General features: G+C 46.1%; 19 protein-coding genes. 11 read left to right on the plus strand and 8 right to left on the minus strand.

Features of this window, described 5'->3' with window-relative positions; translation table 11 throughout:
- Window positions 1-236: 236 nt before the first annotated feature.
- From QUB24_RS20450 to rpsB, 3 genes are all read right to left on the minus strand, one after another.
- Window positions 237-1,175: a hypothetical protein gene (locus QUB24_RS20450; protein ID WP_333155029.1), complete on the minus strand. Its 939-nt coding sequence runs from the start codon at window positions 1,173-1,175 to the stop codon at window positions 237-239.
- Between the two features lie 302 nt (window positions 1,176-1,477).
- Window positions 1,478-2,137, minus strand: coding sequence for a translation elongation factor Ts (gene tsf / locus QUB24_RS20455; protein ID WP_333155030.1), 660 nt, complete (start codon window positions 2,135-2,137; stop codon window positions 1,478-1,480).
- A gap of 448 nt (window positions 2,138-2,585) precedes the next feature.
- A complete protein-coding gene (gene rpsB, locus QUB24_RS20460) occupies window positions 2,586-3,416 on the minus strand; it encodes a 30S ribosomal protein S2 (protein WP_006635115.1) in 831 nt (276 codons plus the stop codon).
- A gap of 329 nt (window positions 3,417-3,745) precedes the next feature.
- Here rpsB and QUB24_RS20465 point away from each other — a divergent pair, with 329 nt between their 5' ends.
- From QUB24_RS20465 to QUB24_RS20490, 6 genes are all read left to right on the plus strand, one after another.
- A complete protein-coding gene (locus QUB24_RS20465) occupies window positions 3,746-4,321 on the plus strand; it encodes an IS607 family transposase (protein ID WP_333155031.1) in 576 nt (191 codons plus the stop codon).
- The gene (locus tag QUB24_RS20470) at window positions 4,251-5,402 is read left to right on the plus strand and encodes a transposase (protein WP_333155033.1); all 1,152 of its coding nucleotides are present in this window, start codon (window positions 4,251-4,253) and stop codon (window positions 5,400-5,402) included. Before QUB24_RS20465 ends, QUB24_RS20470 begins: the two co-directional genes overlap by 71 nt.
- A 186-nt stretch (window positions 5,403-5,588) precedes the next feature.
- Window positions 5,589-7,793: a cation:proton antiporter domain-containing protein gene (locus QUB24_RS20475; RefSeq protein ID WP_333155034.1), complete on the plus strand. Its 2,205-nt coding sequence runs from the start codon at window positions 5,589-5,591 to the stop codon at window positions 7,791-7,793.
- A gap of 104 nt (window positions 7,794-7,897) precedes the next feature.
- A complete protein-coding gene (locus tag QUB24_RS20480; protein ID WP_333155036.1) occupies window positions 7,898-8,455 on the plus strand; it encodes a hypothetical protein in 558 nt (185 codons plus the stop codon).
- A 272-nt stretch (window positions 8,456-8,727) separates the two neighbouring features.
- Entirely contained in the window at window positions 8,728-9,354 is a 627-nt protein-coding gene (locus QUB24_RS20485; RefSeq protein ID WP_333155037.1) for a DUF3038 domain-containing protein, read from the plus strand.
- A gap of 3 nt (window positions 9,355-9,357) precedes the next feature.
- Window positions 9,358-10,530, plus strand: a complete 1,173-nt coding sequence (locus QUB24_RS20490) for a DUF4335 domain-containing protein (RefSeq protein ID WP_333155039.1) — start codon at window positions 9,358-9,360, stop codon at window positions 10,528-10,530.
- Between the two features lie 296 nt (window positions 10,531-10,826).
- Here QUB24_RS20490 and QUB24_RS20495 read toward each other — a convergent pair whose 3' ends face one another.
- Entirely contained in the window at window positions 10,827-12,905 is a 2,079-nt protein-coding gene (locus QUB24_RS20495) for an abortive infection protein (protein ID WP_333155040.1), read from the minus strand.
- A gap of 5 nt (window positions 12,906-12,910) precedes the next feature.
- Window positions 12,911-13,582, minus strand: coding sequence for a hypothetical protein (locus tag QUB24_RS20500; RefSeq protein ID WP_333056017.1), 672 nt, complete (start codon window positions 13,580-13,582; stop codon window positions 12,911-12,913).
- A gap of 342 nt (window positions 13,583-13,924) precedes the next feature.
- Between QUB24_RS20500 and QUB24_RS20505 the strand changes: the two genes are divergently transcribed.
- Window positions 13,925-14,860, plus strand: a complete 936-nt coding sequence (locus tag QUB24_RS20505) for an OmpA family protein (protein WP_333155042.1) — start codon at window positions 13,925-13,927, stop codon at window positions 14,858-14,860.
- 165 nt (window positions 14,861-15,025) lie between these two features.
- On the opposite strand, the gene QUB24_RS20510 is transcribed toward QUB24_RS20505, so the two are convergent.
- A complete protein-coding gene (locus QUB24_RS20510) occupies window positions 15,026-16,135 on the minus strand; it encodes an AI-2E family transporter (RefSeq protein WP_333155043.1) in 1,110 nt (369 codons plus the stop codon).
- A 126-nt stretch (window positions 16,136-16,261) separates the two neighbouring features.
- Here QUB24_RS20510 and QUB24_RS20515 point away from each other — a divergent pair, with 126 nt between their 5' ends.
- The gene (locus QUB24_RS20515) at window positions 16,262-17,212 is read left to right on the plus strand and encodes an alpha/beta hydrolase (RefSeq protein WP_333155045.1); all 951 of its coding nucleotides are present in this window, start codon (window positions 16,262-16,264) and stop codon (window positions 17,210-17,212) included.
- 91 nt (window positions 17,213-17,303) lie between these two features.
- On the opposite strand, the gene cysS is transcribed toward QUB24_RS20515, so the two are convergent.
- Both cysS and QUB24_RS20525 read right to left on the minus strand, forming a co-directional pair.
- The gene (cysS, locus tag QUB24_RS20520) at window positions 17,304-18,965 is read right to left on the minus strand and encodes a cysteine--tRNA ligase (protein WP_333155046.1); all 1,662 of its coding nucleotides are present in this window, start codon (window positions 18,963-18,965) and stop codon (window positions 17,304-17,306) included.
- A 71-nt stretch (window positions 18,966-19,036) separates the two neighbouring features.
- A complete protein-coding gene (locus QUB24_RS20525) occupies window positions 19,037-19,609 on the minus strand; it encodes a Uma2 family endonuclease (protein WP_333155048.1) in 573 nt (190 codons plus the stop codon).
- Between the two features lie 338 nt (window positions 19,610-19,947).
- On the opposite strand from QUB24_RS20525, the gene QUB24_RS20530 reads away from it, so the two are divergent.
- From QUB24_RS20530 to QUB24_RS20540, 3 genes are all read left to right on the plus strand, one after another.
- Window positions 19,948-20,235 carry a hypothetical protein gene (locus tag QUB24_RS20530; protein WP_333155050.1) on the plus strand — a complete coding sequence of 96 codons (288 nt, stop codon included), beginning with the start codon at window positions 19,948-19,950 and terminating at the stop codon, window positions 20,233-20,235.
- The gene (locus QUB24_RS20535; RefSeq protein WP_333155051.1) at window positions 20,235-20,678 is read left to right on the plus strand and encodes an Imm30 family immunity protein; all 444 of its coding nucleotides are present in this window, start codon (window positions 20,235-20,237) and stop codon (window positions 20,676-20,678) included. The genes QUB24_RS20530 and QUB24_RS20535 overlap by 1 nt, the downstream gene beginning before the upstream one ends.
- Window positions 20,679-20,845: 167 nt before the next feature.
- The coding region (locus tag QUB24_RS20540; RefSeq protein WP_333155052.1) for a tetratricopeptide repeat protein at window positions 20,846-21,968 on the plus strand (1,123 nt) is incomplete at its 3' end.

Raw genomic sequence — 21,968 nt, forward strand, 5'->3', positions numbered from 1 at the left:
ATTAGTTATTAGTCATTAGTCATTAGTCATTAGTCATTGGTCATTGGTCATTAGTCATTAGTCGTTAGTCATTAGTTATTAATCATAGCTCAAGAATTCCCGACAACTGACAACTGTCAACTGACAACTGTCAACTGACAACTGACAACTGTCAACTGACAACTGACAACGGACAACTGTCAACTGACAACTGCCAACTGACAACTGACAACTGTCAACTGACAACTGACAACTGACTAATCTTCAAACCAACTCGATCGCCAAGCCGACTCAGCCTCCACCACAGCGAGTTCCCGCTGCTTTTTCTGGTAATCGCGGCCCAGCGAGTTCAACTTTACAGACAGGTTACGAATTTGCTGGCGCCAAGCCGAGGTTCCCGCATCGGCAAACTCTATTTCCGACAGCCGCAGTTTAATCGCTGTAATGTGCAGTGCCCTACTACCAAAGGTTGCTGCCGCCAATTTGCGCGATGCTGATGAGGCATCGGTTTCAATGATTAAGTTTAATAAGTTAGGCGGCCCGGCAACACTATCGCCGGAGGATTCAGCTTGAGAAGCAGCTTCGAGAACCGGTTCTGGTAGTTGACTCGGCAAGATTCCCGACTGTTGCAGCAAGCGGTTGGTGTCGCGAGAAAGCAGCTTGAGTATATGGACGATCGACTTTTCAATACTATTTTGCCAGCGTGCCAAACTTTCCGGGGAATTGGGACTTGGCAATTGATAATTTGCCAATGAAAATAGATAGTTAATGGCAGAAACTTGGTTTTTTTCCTTTTCGTCTTCTTCCTTGTCGTCTGCTTCGTCTTCCTCTTCTTCCTCTTCCTCTTCATCGAAGTCGTCTTCGTCTTCTTCTTCCTCTTCCTCTTCCTCTTCCTCTATTTCTTCATCTGCTTGTGATTCAGTCACCAGCGATCGCAATTTTTCCTCCGACGCCGCAGCCAAAGCCTTTACAGACTGCTGCATTTTTTGCCGCCCCTCGAAGGACAACTTGAGAAACGACTCCGGTACTGCTTGAGTGCAAAGGTGATAGCAAGCCAAAATTAACTGCTGTCGCACCGCTTGTCCCAACGCAGTTAAATAACCTTCGTAGGTACTGTGAAACTCCAAATTTAATGCTGCTAAAGCCTCTTCGAGTCCTGCCAAATCTTGCTCTATTCTCTCTCTTGGTCGCACCATATCTCTCGTATAAAATTAAAATAGGACTTATATCATTTCCGGTTACACCGGAATGATGTTGACTGTTGACCGTTGACTGTTGACGGTTGACTGTTGACAGTGAACTCTAATTTACTATTCCGATGCTAACGGATTTGATATTACGCAAGTTTTCAATTTTTACGCTGTCTCTAGTAGTAAGGTTTGCAGTGCCCACCCTACAAATATAGTTGATCCCTAAATCCTATAAAAATTAAAAATTAAAAATGCAAAAAATCAAGTTTTCACATTTTTAATTTTTAATTCTAAATCTTAATTTGGGATTATTGAACACCCATTTGGGCGGCCACTTCATCGGCAAAGTTAGCTTCTACCTTTTCAATGCCTTCGCCCAATACAAAACGCACGAATCGGCGCACTTGGACATTTTCTCCAATTTGGGCGATCGTTTGTTTCACCAACTCTTCCACCGAGATATTCTGATCTTTAATAAAAGGCTGATCCATCAAAGATAACTCTTTCATGCGCTTCTCAATCCGCCCTAGAACAATCTTTTCTTTGATGTTGTCCGGCTTGTTGCCCAAGTCATCTTTGCCCATTTCAATTGCCTTTTCTCTTTCGACAACTTCGGCGGGGATATCTTCAACTTTCACGTATTCCACATTCGGGCAAGCTGCAATTTGCATCGCAATATCCCGCACCAACTTTTGGAATTCTTCGCGACGTGCCACAAAATCTGTTTCGCAGTTAACTTCCACCAGCACTCCCACGCGGCCGCCCGTGTGAATGTAGCTGCCTACAAGTCCTTCTGAGGCAACTCGTCCACCTTTAGTACCTGCCGAAGCCAGACCTTTTTTCCGCAGCCACTCAATGGATGTTTCCATATTGCCTTCGTTTGCAACGAGGGCTTTTTTGCAGTCCATCATGCCCGCGCCAGTTTTTTCGCGCAGTTCTTTAACAAGTTTTGCAGATATGTCCGCCATCTTCTTTAAGTTCCCAATCAAAATTAGTTATTAGTCATTAGTCATCAGTCATTAGTCATCAGTCATTAGTCATCAGTCATTAGTCACTAATTTTAATGTTAATGATTAGACCAGAGTGAAGAAATACCCAGTCGATATTAGTACCGACTTTGTAGGTGTAGCGCCAGAATTAATTCTGGCCCTGACACAATGAATGCTTTTGCCAGAGTTCTACTAATGACTTAGACTCGTGCTATAGCAATCCTCGCATCCTTTCTGAATTTCTTACTCCCTCCCCGCGGGTTCGGGGAGGGCTGGGGTGGGGTAAAAAATTTACGACTCCTGCAAGGATTGCTATATGTACAATTAAAAATTAAAAATATCCCACTAATAATAATAATTATTATTATTATTTTTAATTTTCAATCTTTAATTTTTAATTTCCTGGTGTCAGATTCCGAGGGCAATACTAGCTCTCGGTTTCTTCGCCGTCAGCGTCAGCGGCGTCGTCGGGATCTACATAATCGGGGTCATCCAATTCTTCGATTTCGACATCATATTCAGCGCCTTCGTAGCCACCTTCGTAGTCGTAGTCTTCCTCAGAGTCACCGCCCTGCTGACCGTGACGACCTTCGTAGATGGCATCAGCCAACTTGCCGACAATCAGCTTGATCGATCGAATAGCATCGTCATTCGCCGGAATCGCAATGTCAACCAAATCCGGGTCGCAGTTGGTATCCAACAGAGAGACGATCGGAATTCCCAACTTTTGGCATTCCAAGACCGCATTATACTCGCGGCGTTGGTCTACCAGCACCACTCCGTCGGGAATCTTCCGCATAGATTTAATCCCGCCCAGATATTTCTGGAGTTTTGCCATTTCTCGGCGCAGTACCGAAGCTTCTTTTTTCGGCAGCAAATCGAGAGCGCCGATTTCCTCGCGACGCTCCAAATCCTTGAGGCGCTCCACGCGGGACTTAATCGTCGTCCAGTTGGTGAGCATTCCCCCCAGCCAGCGCTGGTTGACGTAATAAGCACCGCAGCGTTGAGCTTCTTGGGCTACAATCCCGGCAGCTTGGCGCTTCGTACCCACGAACAAAAACTTTTTGCCTTTTTCTGAGGCAACTCTCATGTACTCGTAGGCGTCTTCCATAAGCTGAGCGGTTTGCACGAGGTCGATGATGTGAACCCCGTTGCGCTCTGTGAAAATGTATGGAGACATTTTTGGGTTCCACCGACGGGTTTGGTGTCCGAAGTGAACCCCTGACTCTAACATTTGAGCCAAACTGACTACTGGCATTGTATTTTTAACTCCTAATTCGGGTTAATCCTCCACCCGGTCGTATTTCTGAAGGTTTGCGCCCTAGAAACACCCGAAAACCCGGATGTGCGAATTTAAACAACTTTTCTAGTTTATCACAGCGCGTGCTACTTTTGCTGACAATCTGATATCCGTAGGGTTGGCTTGGCACCCTACGGTGAGATTTAGGGCGCGGGTTGGGTGCGGGGTACGCACGCTGCGGTTAAAGTTACTTGCAAGCGCTTGTAAAAAACGAAAAATCCAGGTGGGAGGTTAGCGCACAGTAAATATTTTGCTTATATTTGCTAATATATGCTACTATTTGCTGTATGGCTTACGTACCACTCAGAAAAGCAGTCAAATTTCTGGGCTTGCATCCACACACCCTAAGAAAATATGCAGACGAAGGGAAAATCAAAAGCATCAAAAACGAAGCAGGGCAACGACTCTACGATGTCGAATCCTATCAACGCGGTGCAACTAGAACTACCTTTGTTTGCTACTGTCGCGTCAGTTCCTCCAAACAGCGAGATGATCTGGCTCGACAAGTTGAATTCATGCGACAACAATACCCCGACGCCGAAATCATCCAAGATATCGGGTCGGGACTCAATTTCAAGCGGAAAGGATTGCAAGCCCTACTGGTCAGATTTATGCGCGGCGAACAGCTCACGATTGTGGTTGCCTGTCGCGACAGATTGTGCAGATTCGGATTTGAACTTTTCGAGTTCATGGCCGGGCAAAACGGTGGACAAATCTTGGTTCTCGACCGAACTGTTTACTGCCCAGAAACCGAACTCACAAGCGATCTTCTTGCCATCCTTCACGTCTTCAGTGGCAGAATGCACGGACTCAGGAGTTACAGCAAGAAAATCAAGGAAGATCCGTCTATTCCTAAATCCTGAACAAAAGGCGCTAATCAAGCAGTGGTTTGGGGTGAGTCGTTTTGTTTACAACACGACTATCAAATACCTTCAAGAACCAGGCACAAAAGCTAGCTGGATGACAATCAAAACTGGAATACTCAACAGTTTGCCAGAATGGGCAAAACCTGTACCTTTCCAAATCAAGTCGATTGCCATCAAAGATGCTTGCTCAACTGTGAAAGCAGCTAAACAGGGTTTCAAAAAAGACGGCCAAATCCGTAAATGTAAATTTCGGAGTAGAAAAGACACCAAGCAATCTATCTATGTGCCAAAGTCTGCCATAAAAGATTGTGGTGTCTACCATTCGATTTTGGGCAAGTGTCAGTTAACAGAATCCTTGCCTAGAAATTTCACTGATGGTAGGTTGACTCTTGCCTATGGCGAGTATTACCTAGTTGTTTCTGAAGAAGTGCAACAAGTTAAGACCGATAAACAAGGTCGGCTGGTTGCCTTAGATCCCGGTGTCCGCACGTTCATGACGTTTTTCTCTGAAAATTCTTATGGGTGGCTAGGAAAAGATTCTAATTTGCACATCCAGAAATTGTGTTTCCGGTTGGACAAATTAGTGTCAAAAATTTCTCAAGCTCCTAGCCGACCAAAAAGAAGATTCAAGAAGGCAGCTAGCAGGCTTCGTTGTAAAATCCAACATTTGGTTAAAGAATTACATCACAAAGTAGCTAGGTTTTTAGTCGATAATTTTGATGTGATTCTGTTGCCCACGTTCGAGAGTTCTCAAATGGTGTCTAAGTCACGCCGTAAGTTGAGAAATAAAACGGTGCGACAAATGTTGACCTTAAGTCATTACGAGTTTAAAACTTTCCTCAAGTGGAAAGCTTGGGAAAACTCAAAAGTTGTGATTGATTGCAACGAAGCATATACGTCGAAAACTGTGTCATGGACTGGCGAAATTCTCCAAAATCTAGGTAGTGCTAGAACTATTAAGTCCGCAGCCACTGGATTAAAGATGGATCGGGATTTGAATGGTGCTCGTGGGATTTTCCTTCGGGCATTGGGTGATACCCCTTTGTTAAGAGATTCTCTTAATTTATGTGTTTGTTAGCATTTGTTAGCAAAAAAGTATCGGTTGCCAAAGCCTTTGTTCGCTTGTGAGACAATGGCGTTGTTGGTGCGCCTCTTGTGCCTTCTACCTTCGATCGAGCTGGTATCCATTGTTTTCGATCGGCAATTCAGTCAGCTTTACTACCCTGCCCTCTAGATCCGCAAAAATCCCCAAGCTAAAAACGCCATGCCCATACCCATTCTCGTCCTGCTTGAAGTTCTAATTGTTATCGCACTTTCGAGACTTGTAGGTTTAGGATTTCGAGCGATAAAACAACCTCAAGTCATTGGAGAAATTGTCGCAGGAATTATGCTTGGGCCTTCTCTATTTGGCTTAGTTGCACCAGATTTAGCAACAGCACTTTTTCCAGCCGAAGCCGTTCCCTTCCTCAACGTATTGTCTGAGGTGGGGCTGATCTTTTTCATGTTCTTGATTGGTTTGGAATTGAATCCCAAGTACCTCAAAAGCAATTTAGATATAGCGATTTTAACTTCCCACGTCAGCATTCTAGTGCCGTTTTCCCTGGGAAGCATCCTAGCACTGCTGCTGTATCCCATCGTTTCAAATAATAGCGTTTCCTTTACCGCCTTTGCTTTGTTTTTGGGCGCTGCGATGTCAATTACTGCCTTTCCGGTGCTGGCAAGAATTATTACAGAACACAACTTGCAGAATACAAAATTGGGGACGCTGGCCCTGACTTGCGCTGCGGTAGACGACGTGACGGCGTGGTGTTTGTTAGCGGTGGCGATCGCAGTTACTCGTACTAATTCGATGATCGGTGCTTTGCCGACAATTATTGAGTCTTTAATTTACATCGGTTTCATGCTGACTGTAGTCCGCTGGTTCTTGCAGCGACTTTCCAAACACTACAACCGCACTGGCAGATTAACACAGTTAGTGCTTTCGGGAATTTACATGGGAGTTGTAGCTTCTGCCTTAATTACTGAATTGATCGGAATTCATTTAATTTTCGGTGCATTTTTGCTTGGTGCTGCCATGCCGAAAAATGCGGGATTAACCAGAGAATTAGCAGAAAAAACCGAAGACTTTGTACTAATATTTCTGCTGCCAATATTTTTTGCTTATAGCGGCTTGCGGACTGAAATCGGCTTGCTCAACAGTCCCGAATTGTGGCTGCTGTGCGCCGCAGTTTTGGGAGTGGCAATTGTCGGCAAATACGTCGGCACTTACGTTGCTGCCAGAGTCTGTGGCATCAGCAACCGCGAAGCTTCAGCGCTGGGATGGCTGATGAATACTCGCGGTTTGACTGAACTAATTGTGCTGAATATCGGTCTTTCCTTGGGCGTAGTTTCGCCGCTGCTATTTACGATGTTAGTCATCATGGCTTTAGTGACAACTTTTATGACTTCGCCTCTGTTGGAGTGGACTTATCCAAAACGGTTAATTAGATTAGATATTTCCGAAGTTAACTCTGAGGATTCTGAATTAGAAGATTCACCAATTGCCGGTAGCAGCGAAGAAACTGCTAACAAATTGCTGCCCACTTATCGGATTTTAGTACCTGTTGCCAATCCCAGCACGCAGAAAGGTTTACTGCAACTAGCGGTAGCGCTGGCGCAGCCGGCTGCTGGTATGGGTGGTGAGGATTTACAGTCGGCGGCGGTTCATCCTCTGAGTTTGATAGAATTAAATGATGACTATGCCTTTGAAAGTACGCCTGCGGAAGCCGATCGCATTATTCAAGAACGCCGCTCGAAATTATCAGAATTGATTGAGAGTCTGGAACTGCCGGAGGCCCAAAAATTGGTACATCCCATCATTCGGGTTACTAATGATGTTGCCAGGGAAACGGCACAAATTGCGGAAATAGATCGCGCGGATTTGATTTTAGTAGGATGGCACAGACCTACTTTTAGCAGCAACCGTTTGGGAGGACGTGTCGGCCAAATTCTCAGCAACGCTAAGGTGGATGTAGCAATTTTTGTTGACAGAGGCAGGGAAAGGTTGAATAACTTGTTAGTACCTTACGCGGCAAACATTCACGATGATTTGGGGTTAGAATTGGCGCTGAGACTGTTAGTTAATAGTGAGGAACGCCGTTTGACAGTGCTACGGGTGGCGGTTGACGGGGAAGCTGGAAACGAGCTGAGTTACGAGTTTCAACGAGTGATGGAGCAGTTACCGGTTGAGGTACGATCGCGAATTGAAACTCCGATTGTGGAGGCTGCTGAGCCCATTCAAGCAGTGGTGGCGGCTTCTGCTAATGCTGATTTAACTATTGCGGGTACGAGTCGGGAGTGGGGAATTGAGCGCCAAACTTTGGGACAGTATACTGATGAATTGGCTGTGCAGTGTCATTCTTCGCTGCTGATTGCGCGGTGCTACGTTAGAGTGCGATCGCACTTGGCATCGGTACTTCCTCAAAGGTAGTCAGTTGACTGTTGACTGTTGACTGTTGACTGTTGACTGTTGACTGTTGGCTGTTGACTGTTGTTATTAGTTATTGGTGATTGGTTATTTGTGAGTTAGTACCAATGCCCAATGCCCAATGCCCAATGCCCAATGCCCAATTATTAATTACCAAGATGATGAATCATTTAAGCCTCAAATCACTGGCATTTTACGGCATTGCGATCGGCTCAGTTGCACTGCTGTTTAAAGTAGTAACTGCTTACGGCGAAGCAAATTTAAAGGCTGCCCCGGCAATTGCAGGAAATTATCGCTTCGATCCTAACAGTTTGCCCGAATGTCTGAATTCTGATGTTTTGGTATTGACAATCGAGCAATCGGGTGTTTATTTGAGCGGTAATTTGCGATCGGGCAGCAGGGAGGGCAGGGAAAAAACAGCCCAGGAGAAACCTTCTCTATTTGGTAAGTGGGAAACTCAAGGATTGAACTTGTCGGGTGCGGTTCCTAATTTAGCGGGTTGCAGGGACTCCACAGCAACCGGTCAAAACAGTTCTGTTAAAATGCGCGGAATTGTGGAGCAAGAAAGCCTCAAGGGAAAAATTAGTCTAACTGATAAGACGGCGGCTACTGATTTTACGGCTCAAAGAGAAGCGGCGGTGCAACCCCAGAAGCAGGAACATTGATTGATCCCAATAGAGAATAAGAAATGGGGAATGGGTAATTCTTTGTCGCTTTCCGATTCTCCCCTCATGAAGCAAGGAATCACAAAGCGGCGGCGGGGGTAGGGGAGTGGGCGATCGAACTCCTGCCGCCGGAGCTCGCCCGCGACGGTCGGTTGCTGCTAAATTAGAAAATATACCTAAAAGTCAATGATAAAAATAAAGTATCCCAGAGAAGTTCTTGGTTGAGAATTTGTCTTGCTCAAGACCCCCCGTGCCCGTATAGTTTGTTTGGAATGGATGTTGCCGTGATATTAATGCCGTCAGAAACTTCGCTTACCCAGTCAAACCCGTTAATTTTAGACAGTTTGCCAGACTTGTCGCCCTCCGATGGGGGATGTCCCCGCCGAGCCAGATTGCAAATTGACTTGATGTTGCTGGCGATCGAAGCCTTGTATCTCGGAGGTGCCGAAGAAATGCTGGCTGTGTCAAAGGACCTGGAATTGGAATCAATTATCAAAAATCGGGTTGCCCTTTGGCTGATGCGTAATACTAACCCGCTGAGACGCTATACCCAGCGCCGCTCCCTTACCATTGTGGAGGCAAAAGCGCTGGTGGCGATCGCCTGTAATATGGCGCGTAAGTTAACCGCCACAATTCGGCAGTTGCTGCTAGACTCCCAGCAGTTGCGATCGAAAAATATCCCCCTCAACCAGAACCAGCCGCTGGCGGAGTATTTAGAACGCTTTCGAGCTCACTTTCGATCGCGCATGAACCCCAAGCGATCGCTAGTTGCAGCTTACGATTCCGACGACAAGCTCAACGAACTAGCTTTGAACTTGTTGAGCAAACTGCTATTTTGTACAGGCACAGCCGGAATGCAGCGCTTCTGGGTTAGCCTGTTTGATGGAGAAGTTGAATAAAAAATGACTATTAGGCGTCAGTACAGTCTGCCAAATTGCACCCTGGTTCTAGAAGGGTTGAGCGATGGATCGGCAGCCAGCCAGTTAGATATACGGCCGGTGCTTTCCATATTAATGAGCGCTGAATGCTATGTGACCGGTATCGGCGAACCCCTAAGCGGGGGACGGGAGTTTTTTGAAAGCTTGGTGAGGGCCGTCAGCAGCTACGCTCAAGAATTTATGAGCGGAGTGCATTATCCCGATCGCTACGGCCCGAATTTGGGTATGGTACAGTTGCACAGAATTGACGGGAATGTGCATCGGTTGACCATTCTACCCGCCTCCACAGGCAGCGCCACCCAAATCGATCAAAAAACAGAACTGTCGGCAAAAGTTGATTTGACGACGGTACAGCTATTTGACTTGGTAGAGGCGATCGATCAGTTTTTTGCCGACACGCAGACACTGCCGGAATTGTCGCTGCAATTAACCCCAATTTCCAGGCGTTATATCAAGTCGGCCGAACCTTTGGCGAAGCGGACTTTACCTGCTGTCGTGGGGGTGTCGAGTTTGGCTTTGGCTGCGATGGCGTTTTTCTTGGTGCCGGTGCCGGAAGTCCAGCGCCAGAGAGATCCGGTGCCGCAGCCCAATCCTGCGGGCCAGAATCAGGGGACGGCGAATCCGGGCGGATCGGGTTCGCCTAATCCCAATCCCACGCCTCCTGCGGACGGTTTACTGCCTGGGACTCAAACTCCGAACGCTGAATCGCTTTCGCCGACTCCGATCCCCGCCCCGCAGCCGGACGCTTCACCGTTGGCCACACCGCAGTCGAGCACTTCGCCGGAAAGCACGCCCACTCCTGTTGCTGAAGGTTTGGCAAGCCCTGAAGCAGCAGCCGTGCCAATTACCGATCCAGGGGAGATTGAGCTGTTGAGGGGCAAACTTTCCCAGCAAATTGACGGATTTGTGAAGGATAAGCCTCCGGTTGATGCGGAGTTGGTTTATCGGGTGAGTGTGGCCCCAGACGGGGCGATTGTCGGTTACAAGCCGGAAAATTCGGCAGCAGTCGATCGATCCGAAACGCCGTTGTCGGAGTTGCTTTACAAACCTGTTGGCACCAGGCCACCTGCGGAACCGCTGGCTGATTTCCGCGTAGTTTTGGCACCGGGTGGCACTGTTGTAGTCACTCCTTGGTAATTGTTGATTGTTGACTGTTAACGGTTAACTGTTGACTGTTAACGGTTGACTGTTGACGGATACCAAATCCCGCTTAAATGCTGCCTCATACCATGTCCGATCGATCGCGCATAATACAATTGCCGGGGCGGGTTTTTGAGATTGTCGGTTTTTAGCAAATATTGTTGGTGAACCCGCCCCTACAGGAATCAGGGTAATTGACCGGACATGATATCAATCTCTTAGTCTGGGGAGGCAGACTTGGTTTTTCTAGTAGCGATTTAAATCGCCGAATCATCTACAAACCGATTGCTGATTCAAAACCCTGTCGGTGCGATCGGCTTAATGTCTGGGTCAAATCCTCCGACTTGATTTGTGCGAATTATCCACAAAAATGCTCCCTGTTTTAATAAAACTTTGGCGATTTCATCTTGGGTGCGCCTCGGCAACATTGTTCGGTAACTAATAGCAGCTTTTATCAGGGTTGCTATACCAGCAAAAAAGGTTTTTTTTAGTTCAGAATCAATCCCCGCTAATCTCGAATTTTTCCGCCAATCTGGACGGACAATGCCGAGGGGCATTAATACTTTTTCTAAACTCTCTCCTAAAGCTACTAATTGGTGAAACCTTTGGGTTTGTGCGTCGGTGGGATGTGTTTTCAACCAGTCTTGAATCTGAGGATTTGACTCTATTTCGGAAGTTATTTTTTTAATTGTCGCGTAAATTGCCTGACTTGAATCTTGGACGCAAGAAGTTGCTGGCGTGACTAAACTTGCGCCGGTGCCGTCTCCGCTGCGGTAGCGGGCCATCATGATATCTAGCTGCTGGTTTAATTCGGTTAAAGGCGACAATGTGATGCCGTCAAAATCGTAGTCGCAACACACGCAGTCTAATTTACAGATGATATCGCAAACCGGGCGATCGCCCAACCAGCCGCGCTGCAAGTCTCCCATGTAGCTTTGCCATTTGCTGGAACCAGCAACAATTCCGTCGGGATTATGGGCGTAAACTTGTTTGTATTCTATGTCAAAACGCAGTTCGCTGGTAAAGCGATCGCGCACTACTTTTGCTACTCCCAAAGCAAAATGTCCGGTGACAATTCCCAGGGGTTGCCGTTCGCCTTTTTTGCCGCCGATACCCCCGAAACTGTGAATCACTATCCCGATATCTCCTTCTTGCCAAGGAGAGATTGAAGCGTTTTCTGTAGCATCAATTGGGGTTAACAATACTCTTTTTGCTTGCCCTTTTTGGGCTGGTGTATTTTCCCAATTTTTGGTGCTTAAATAAGCGAGAGATTTTTTCAGTCCGAAATGTGTTTCATCTGGTGTTAATTGGGCAATTTTTCGGGGTTCGATTGCCTGTACTACCAATATACTGTCTTCGTCTCTTTCGCCGTAAATGTACCAACCGTCTGGATTTAATGGCGATTGTTCGATTAGGTGATTGGTAGACCTCGCTACGCCATGTTTGTCTGGCTGTACTTGCGGAATCCGAATGATTTCGGCGGCGCCGTCAAATTGTTGAGATGTTTTGTTGAAATGCCGGACAATAAATTTGTCGCTGTCGGCTTCTTTTCGCTGTAAAATTGTGACTAAGGCGCAGAAACGTCCGATAATTTGTACTGGTTCGCGATCGATCGTGAGTTCCTGGCGATCGCTGCTGCTATAATTAATCGCAATCACGGGCCTGCGTAGCATCACAGTCACGCTGTCTTCGAGTCTGCTGCCTGCTAGAGTTTCTAAAGGGCCGACATTTCGCCAGCCGTTCAATCTATCTGGATGGATGTTGCCAGATTTTTGACTTTTTTTCGTTTGTTGTGTGAAGTTTATATCTTGACTGACTGCGTGGACAAAAAACTGTACTTCGCGATTTGTACTCCATTTCAAAAATGCTGTTTTGCCAATAAAGTTTTTATATTTTTTTGGTGCATTTATTACTTCAAAAAACACTGAACCGTAGGGCTGGCGCTGTTCCTTTGACGGCAAAATTAAGCGCCCGTGCCAAAGAGCGATCGGCTTATAGAGATAGGCGACGGCTGCTGAATTTTCGCAAATTATCTCCGGATCAAGCGCTTCTAAAATATCGCTTTTTTCTGCAAAAATAGTAGCAGTTAAATTGCCGTCACTTTCTACGAATCGGGGTTCTAAAAAAACCTGTTCAGGTTGTGAAATATTAACGCTTGAATTGCCCGTCTTTATTTTGAACGAGCGTCTAATAAAATGGCGGTCGCCATCCAATTTCGCCTGCAACCAATTAAGGAAAATCCGAATAAAAATAAAAGCTGTTAGACCGGAAATAACAGCCAGAACTATCAGCCCCAGGGTCAAAACCAATTGGTTGAAAGACTGACCTGACAATAAAAAAATTGTTAGCCCGCTCAAAGAAAATGCCGCCATAATATCTAAAAACGAGTTTTAGGTTCGATCCAGTCTGTGCTGGCTTGACTGCCGAAAACTAGGGGTTTGTCCTCGGTGACTGCTACCGTTTGCCCTGTCATATCAACTGCACAAAGAGGCCAAGATCTATCGCCCAAATTGCCTGCGCGGAACAGAACTTTTCCGGGACAAACTTGACTCCAACCCAACAATACAGCATGAGTGTAAAGACTGCGAGCAGGAGCAACGGTATAAGTGTAATTATCATTTTTGTCCCAAATGACACCGTAGTCGGACATATCGGAAGAGTTGAAAAGTGCTTCAAATTCGCGGGCGAGAATGCGGGAACCGTCTTGATTCCAAGAAACAGGCACTAAAATGGCGATCGTCCCGGACATATCTGTATCATCGCTAGCATACATCCCACTTTCGGCCAGTGGCGAAGCAGCCGCCACTGTTTGCAGTTCCCCGGTTTTGAGATTTTCCACAAACATGACGCTGCTAACCCGACACCGGGAGAATTCCGGCTGTACTTGCAACTCAATTCGACTGTAAGCTGCGTATTGGCCGTTAGTTGATACTAGGGATGGACTGCGATAATAGCGGAGGCCTGTGCCGGCAGTGGAGCTCACTTTAGCATGAGTGGCACTAATCCATTCCCAAGGAACGGGATAAGGGCTATTTAAAGGGTCAGTCATCGGTTTTTTTTCTAAAAGTTTTACTGCATTATCCAACAGATTCAGGCTGGCAGGCAACTGACTAGAAACCAGGTTTCTGGCTCGATGCTTCGCCACCAAACCCCAGATTTATAGAAACCGGGTTTCTTTTTTAGATTTTAGATTGGAGGCCAAATCTAAAATCTAAAATCTAAAATTTCAAATCGGATAGGTAAGATATAGCAATCCTCGCATCATTTGTAAATTTCTTACTCCCTCCCCTTGATAAGGGGAGGGTTGGGGTGGGGTAAAAAATTTACGACTCCTGCAAGGATTGCTATAGTATCGAAATTAATTTGGTCTGTACACCGAGAGGGATGAAATATGACGCGATCCTTTAACCAAAAACCTTCAATCCCCCCCACTCGCGTCTCCAAGCCGCGGGGAAAAGGTTTGCTTGTACTGTCGCTGATTTTTCGACTGCTGCTGCTGGGGGTGGGCAGCGGTTTTGCGTGGGTTTTGGGGATGGCGATCGCTCAAATTTATCCGTCAGGCGCGACGGAGATGCCGCTGGCAGAGAGATTGCTGCGTGTAACTCAAAATTTGACCTCCAGCCCGAAACGCGCCCCAGCAACGCCAATTCCGGCGACCCCGCCACCCACCGCTACACCAAGTCCCCAGTCAACAGTCAGTCCTGCCCAGAGAGAGAAATTGCAGTCGGATTTGAGACAGTTGCAGGGCGAACTCAACGCGCTGATTGGTCGCACGGCGGCTTTGGAGAGTCAGTTGGGCAGCAGCCGCCCGACGGAAACTTTGGAAAAGCGTTTGCAGTTGATGTCGCGGGAATTGGCGGGGCCGGAAACGGCGGCAAGTCCTGTTCCTGCTTTACCGCCGATCGGCAGCAGCCCCAGTCTGAACCCTGAAACGGTGAATACTGCCCCACAGAATGCCAATAATCCGGTGTTTGGGGGGGATGGGCTGATGGTGACTCTGCCTAGCGATGTTTTGTTTGATACTGGCAGCATTTCTTTGCGCGCGGGAACAAGTGCGATTTTGGACAATTTGGTGGCGGAGTTGAGCAATCACGAGGGGGCAACTGTGCGGGTTGCAGGCCACACTGACGACGCGGGGGAAGCGGCGGATAATCGCAATGTGTCGTTTGCCCGGGCTCAGGCGGTGGTGCAGTATTTGTCGGGTGTACTCGGTCAGAAGTATCATTGGGTGGCGATCGGCTATGGGGAAAGTCGCCCTTCGGTGGATAATAGTTCCGATACTAATCGGCAGCGCAACCGCCGCATTGAAGTGGCAATTAGTCCTTAGTCAGCGGACTTGTGGATACTAGATTTATTGCATGAATCTTTGATTGATAGTCAACCGCAGATGTCAGGCAGATCAACACGGATAAACGCAGATAATTTCCCCAGAGGTGAGCGAATGCTTGCAATTGGAGTCTACTGTGTTGAATTCTCAAGGCGTAAGCTGCTGTCACGCCGAAGGTGTAAGAGGTGGCAAGTCAGAATTATTTTTAGCCCGATCTATTGCCTCTCGATGTTCGCTCCTAAGTTTCGGTTTTAAATACAAGTTCTCAATCAAAGCTGCCACTCCCGCAAACCAAGGTGGCACAATTACCGCTCCAATAATTCCCAATACTTGAACGCCTCCCAAGACAGACAGCAATTGATATAAAGGATGCACACCAACTGAGGAACCAACCAGCAAAGGATCGAGGACGTAAGTTTCCAAGTTTTGGATGATTACAAATAACAGTAATACCCACAAAAGTACCCAGCCACCTTTAGCTAATGCTACAATTAATGCTGGTACTGCTCCCAATACTGGCCCGATGAAGGGAATCAGGTTTGTCACACCTGCGATCGCACCCAAGCCTAAAGCAAATTCCGGCATTCCCAAAATGCTTAAACCTGTGGTAATAAATATCCCTAAAATGCCCGAAACTAACACTCGCCCGCGAATATAACTCCCCATTCTTTGACCGATTGGCGCGGCTTGTGCAGCTAATCTTGTATCCCAAGGTTTTGGGAAAAACTGCACCAAACTTTTGATTAATGTGTCGCTGTCGGCAACCATGTAACCTGAAATAAATAATGCTAAAACTAAGCTGAAAAAACCGCCGAGAATTCCTCTAGTTAAACTGTACGATCGCAAAACCAGTTGTTGACTCGATCGAATCAGCCAATTAGTCAGCGATTGAGTGTCCACCAGACCCACCAAGGTTGGGGCATCGTCGCTCAAGCGACTCAATACATTAGTTGCCACAGTTCGCAAACTTTCGACATAAACTGGTAACTGCCGCAGCAGTAACTCTATTTGTTCGATGACCGTGGGCCCGATTAACACTACCGTCCCACTAAGTCCGCCGATGAGAGTTAAATAAACCATAATCACCGCCAGCCAGCGGGGAACCCGCATCGTTTGGGCCCAATTAACGATCGGGACGATCGAAGCAGCCAGCACGACTGATATCATCAGAATTACTAGCAGGCTCCGCAATTGCCACAGCAGCACTAGCAGCAAGGACGATGCTACAATTAGCAGCAAGTTAGGTAAAGAAATAGTTATCCGCTGTTCTGACATGATTAAATAATAAATGTAGTCTAAGAGGGCGGGTTTATCTAACTCTTGATTTACCCAAAATATTTAGGGTGAAACCCGCCCCTACTTATTTTATAATAAAAAGTAACATCGGCACAAAAAAATAATATGCAACCGCAATATTCAACCCAAGATTTGTCCACTATTTCGTCTATTAAATCACCAACGCTATTTTACGAATGGCAAAATTATCGCTGTGCTTACGATGTTTATAACCCAACTACTGCGACAGAAGATAGCATCCCTTTGTTATTAATTCATCCGATAGGAGTTGGTTTGTCAAGAATCTTTTGGCATAGATTTTGTGAGAGTTGGTACAAAGCAGGGAACAGTAATCCGATTTATAATCCCGACCTTTTGGGCTGCGGCGATTGCGAAATGCCGACTGTGGCTTGCTACCCAGACGATTGGGCCGCACAGTTGCAGTATTTCTTGGAAACTGTAGTCAAAAAACCTGCGATCGTCCTCGTACAAGGTGCTTTACTATGTGTAGCCTTGGCTTTAGCAAAAAGGCAGCAGGAAAGCGGCTCAAATTTAATTCGCGGATTAGTTCTCGCGGGGCCTCCAGCTTGGGCTGTGATGAACAAACATTCGACCGAAAGACAGCAAAGAATTGTCTGGAATTTGTTAAATTCTCCCTTGGGAAACGCTTTTTACCGCTACGCCAGACGCGCTGAGTTTTTGCGTTCTTTTTCGGTGAAACAACTGTTTGGCGATGCGGCACAAGTTGACAGCGAATGGTTGGATGCTTTGCAGGCTGGGGCGGCGAATCCTGACAGCCGGCACGCGGTTTTCTCGTTTTTAGCGGGGTTTTGGCGCCAGGATTATAGCGGTACGATTCAAAAGTTCGATCGACCTGCACTCATTGTGATGGGAGAAAAAGCCTCAAGCATCAGTCAAGCCGGTAAGGAAGAGAAACCGGATGAAAGATTAGCGCAATATTTAGCCCATTTTCCCAATGGGGAAGGTTTATTAATGCCGGGGCGCAATGTTTTGCCCTACGAATCAACCGCAGAATTTGTGGCGGCTGTTGCCGAATTTGTGAAGGGGAGTTTTTAACCGCATATATCAGCAGATGAACACAGATGAAGGCGGATGGAATTTCATCTGCGTTTATCCGCGTTCATCTGCGGTTAAAAAACTCTAAATTTCAACTGCGATGCCAAATTGTTGTACCATCTTTTTGATCGATCAGAGTAATGCCCCGATCCTTAAGTTCGTTGCGAATGCGATCGCCCTCTGCAAAATCCCTCGCTTTTCGGGCATCTTTCCGCTGCTGAATCATCACCTCAATATCCTCATCAGTTAATCCGCTAATGATTTCAAATTTATTAATACTGAAAGATGCGGAAGGGATATTTATAGTCGCACTGGCCGGGACGAGTCTGGGTTTTCTAAATCCTAAAACTTCGGCTAACTTAACCAGAGTCTGCCACTTTTGTTGCAACACTTCCGAAGGCATTTCCGTTTTTCCCCCATGTACAATTATATTGCTTTCGCGCCGCAATTCCTTCGCCAATTCAAACACAACAGCTAAAGCATTAGGAGTATTGAAATCATCATCCATCGCTGCTCTAAATTGCTGTACAGCCTCACTCTCCCCTATGGGCAATTTCAGAATTTTATCTGAATCCCAGCCCAATTGGGAACCGTGCAAATCACCAAAAAGTAGGCTTTCTTTAAGAGTCTGCCAGCCATTTTTTGCAGAGGCGATCGCCTCTTCGGTAAAATCAATTTGACTGCGATATTGCGCCATCAACACAAACAGCCTCACCGCCATCGGTTCCACCGCTTTTGACTTCTCGCTTCCTTCATTCTTACTCCCCCCCTTACCAAGGGAGTCTTCATTCTTACTCCCCCCCTTACCAAGGAAGTCTTCATTCTTACTCCCCCCCTTACCAAGGGGGGGCTGGGGGGGGTTAGATTCCAAATCACCCGACCAATTCCCCTCCAACAAATCGCGAATTGTAATAAAATTGTGCAAAGATTTCGACATCTTTTTGCCATTGACAGTCACAAAAGCATTGTGCATCCAATAATTAGCAAGTGACTTGCCAGTCGCGGCTTCAGATTGAGCAATTTCATTCTCATGGTGCGGGAAAGTTAAATCGGAACCGCCGCAGTGAATGTCAATAGTTTCGCCCAAGCAATCGCGCACCATCGCCGAACATTCGATGTGCCATCCGGGGCGACCTTTTCCCCAAGATGAATCCCAAGCAGGTTCTCCGGGTTTAGCACTTTTCCACAGGGCAAAATCAGAAGAATCTTGCTTTTTTTGAGCTTCTATTTCTGCGGTTTCCAATCTACCGCTAGCCCCGGCCTGCATTTCTTCCAACTTGCGGCCGGAAAGTTTTCCATAATCGGGAAATTGCCTCACCTTGTAGTAAACGTCGCCGCCAGAAGCATAGGCATAACCTTTATTTTCTAATTCGTGAATCAGCCGTTTAATGCCGTCGATTGTGTGGGTGGCGCGGGGATATTCATCGGCCCTGAGAATATTCAGCTTGTCCATATCTACAAAATATTCCTCGATGAAGCGTTCCGCCACGGCTTCCATTGTTGAATTTGTTTCGCGGGCGCGATCGAGAATTTTGTCGTCAATATCTGTAAAATTCTGCACGTAGCGCACATCGTATCCCCGCCACATCAGATAACGCCGCACCATGTCCCAAACAATGTAAGCGCGGGCGTGGCCGACGTGGCAGTAATCGTATACCGTAACGCCGCAGCAATACATCCGCACCTTTCCTGGTTCGAGGGGATCAAAAGGTGATTCGCGACGGGTCAAGCTGTTGTAAAGCGTTAGGGGCATGGGATTTGAGATTTGGGATTGACGTACTGCTCTAATTTATTATATTGCTGTTGGTGAATCTTTGGCTGTCGCTACCAAACATCTGTTAAATCTAAGACACATCCCGGCAATACATCTTCCCCGGACAAAGTTGTGGGATTATCTAATATTTCCACATCCCGACTCTGCCTGTATATTTCGACTTTCTTATTTTTGCGATCGATTAACCACCCCAAACAAGCTCCATTTGCTATGTATTCCCGCATTTTTTCCCGGGGTTCCAGGTTGTCAGACTTAGAACGCAATTCTACAACGAAGTCTGGACAGAGGGGAGCGAAACCTTCTTGTTGTTTGGGTGTGAGAGTTTGCCACCGTTCTAATTTAACCCAGGAGGCGTCAGGAGAGCGATCTGCCCCATTGGGCAGTTGAAAACCGCTAGAAGAGTTAAATGCTACTCCCAGCTTGGTTTGGCGATTCCACAGCCAGAGTTGTCCTTCAATATCTAGGTTTCGATTGCCTGTCTCGCTTCCTGTGGGGGGCATAACAATTAATTCTCCTGTAGCTGTTCTCTCTAGTCTTAACTCACGGTTGACGGCAGCAATTTGCTGGAACTGTTCGTGAGTTACTTTGAAGGTTTGGGGAATGGTAATGGTGTTGTTGAACATATTGTGCGGCCTCGCGATGGCTATTATCTATTCTATCGTGTCACACTCTTTTTTTAGTATCAAAATTTGATTGACAAACTCCGCAGATAGAGTATAAAATTTAATTAAATGCTAATTTTAGGTTTTTTAAATCAACTGTTTGATAAGTTAGATAGTTAGCCATGAATCAGAAATATTAGGAAATATGGCGTAGCTGAAATACATAGGAGAAAAAGATCGTAAATAACATACCTCAACTACTTCCAGGAGAAGGCGCTGTCGGACGCTACGATCGGTTGCTGGAAACTGGACGTAGAGGTGATAATCTAACACCGCATCACATTCCTTCTCATGCGTTTATGGCTGCAAAAGTTCCTGGCTACACCAAAGGCATGGGTATTGCTATGATGATGGAACACCCTATGCCCGGTCAGGGAGGTCGTCATCGCCAAACTATCTCTTACGGACAATCCCTCAATCTCAGTGTTTCACCAAGAAATACACTAGCTAGAGAGATTGCGGATGCACGATCGATTTATCGCCGTCAGGGACTTTACAGCCCAGAGATTAGACGCAGCTTACAGGAAGTTATCCGGTTAAATAAGTTAGCTTGGTCGATATTTTTTGACAAGGAAGGTAATAGTTGATGAAAGAAAATATCTGGATTAGCATTTTAAAAGCAAATAATTTGATGCGATCGCCTGATGAAGTTATAGCTTTTGAAAATGCTTTAGCCTCACTTGCAGATCGTCCTCAAGATGAAGATTTGCCAGATTTACATCTGATTTTAGACGATCGCTGCGAACAGCCAGAAGTCATGTTTGGTTTGATTCATTTTCTAGAATCTTTTGATGTGTCAGCCCAGATTCAAGCATTTGTGACAGTTGTACCGCAATTAATGCTCGTTGCTTCGGAATGGACGAGAATCCTTCACAGCCGCATTTTAAATGATGATGATGCTTGTCGTTTGTATCGAGATATTTTGCATTCATTGAACTCCCAAGAACCTAATTTTGTTCGTCAATTGCTCGAAGAAAGCGCTAGTTACCATTTAAACAAGCGGGAGCCAAAATTAGAATTAGCTAGGTAAGATCGATTATACAGGATTTCTGAGAAACCCGACTTTTGCCCGAAGTCTGGTTTTTGGATGCGTAGTAGCAGCAACTAAGGCCGCCTGTACGGAATTTTATTTCGCGTCCCGAAAAAGTGCAAATCCTGATGTAGAAAATAACATCACTACTCCGAATATCGCCCACAATGGATGAAAGCCACCGTCAAGCCTATCTGCATCTGCTCTATTTGTTATTCAATTGTCCGACTGAAGATGAAGCAACAGAGATTTTGAATGCTAACTCAGAGTTGGTTGATGCTGGGTTAGTGCAAATGATGCTACAAGTTGCTGACTATCTGGCACAGCAGGGGGATGAGAATAACGCTACTTGGTTGCGAAATGGGGCTTCTCATTTGGGTGAGTACATCGCCAACTCTTCAGCAACAGCAACCTCAGAAGTGTATTTCAATTTCTTGATGGAGGTATTGCGGACAACAGCAGAAAGTAACGGTGAAACCCAACAGGTGTACCCGCTGCTGCAAGACAACCTAGATAAACTGAATGATGCTTTTGCCTTTTTGTTGCGAGATTGGGCAATGGCGACACTATCAGAGATTGAGTCAGAAGAATCGCAATCGATTGCCAGGGTTATTTTCAGTTTTAGCTACTTGATTGCACAGTTTCCTTTCGGAAGTATAGCCAGCAATTTGGAGATTGCACGCGCAGGTTACGAAGTTGCTGCTACCGTCTTTACCCGATCAGCATTTCCCCAAGATTGGGCAGCCACTCAAAATAATCTGGCTCTTGTCTACTATAACAGAATCAAAGGAGATAAATATGAGAATTTAGAAATAGCAATTCCCTATTACAAAGCTGCACTTGAAGTTCTCAGCCGTTCAGATTTCCCTCAAGATTGGGCAACAACTCAAAATAATCTTGCTAATGCCTACTGGTACAGAATTAAAGCAGATAAAGCCGAGAATTTAGAAGAGGCAATTCGCTATTACCAAGCTGCACTTGAAGTTTTCACCTGCTCAGATTTTCCCCAAGATTGGGCAACAACTCAAAATAATCTTGCTGCTGCATACTCGGGCAGAATTAAAGGAGATAAAGCCGAGAATTTAGAAGCAGCAATTCGGTATTACCAAGCTGCACTTGAAGTTTTTACCCACTCAGCTTTTCCCCAAGATTGGGCAACAACTCAAAATAATCTGGCTCTTGCTTACTCTAAGAAAATAAAAGGAGATAAAGGCGAGAATTTAGAAGCAGCAATTCGGTATTACCAAGCTGCACTTGAAGTTTTTACCCACTCAGCTTTTCCCCAAGATT

The sequence above is a fragment of the Microcoleus sp. B9-D4 genome (assembly GCF_036705105.1).
Classification (GTDB): domain Bacteria; phylum Cyanobacteriota; class Cyanobacteriia; order Cyanobacteriales; family Microcoleaceae; genus Microcoleus.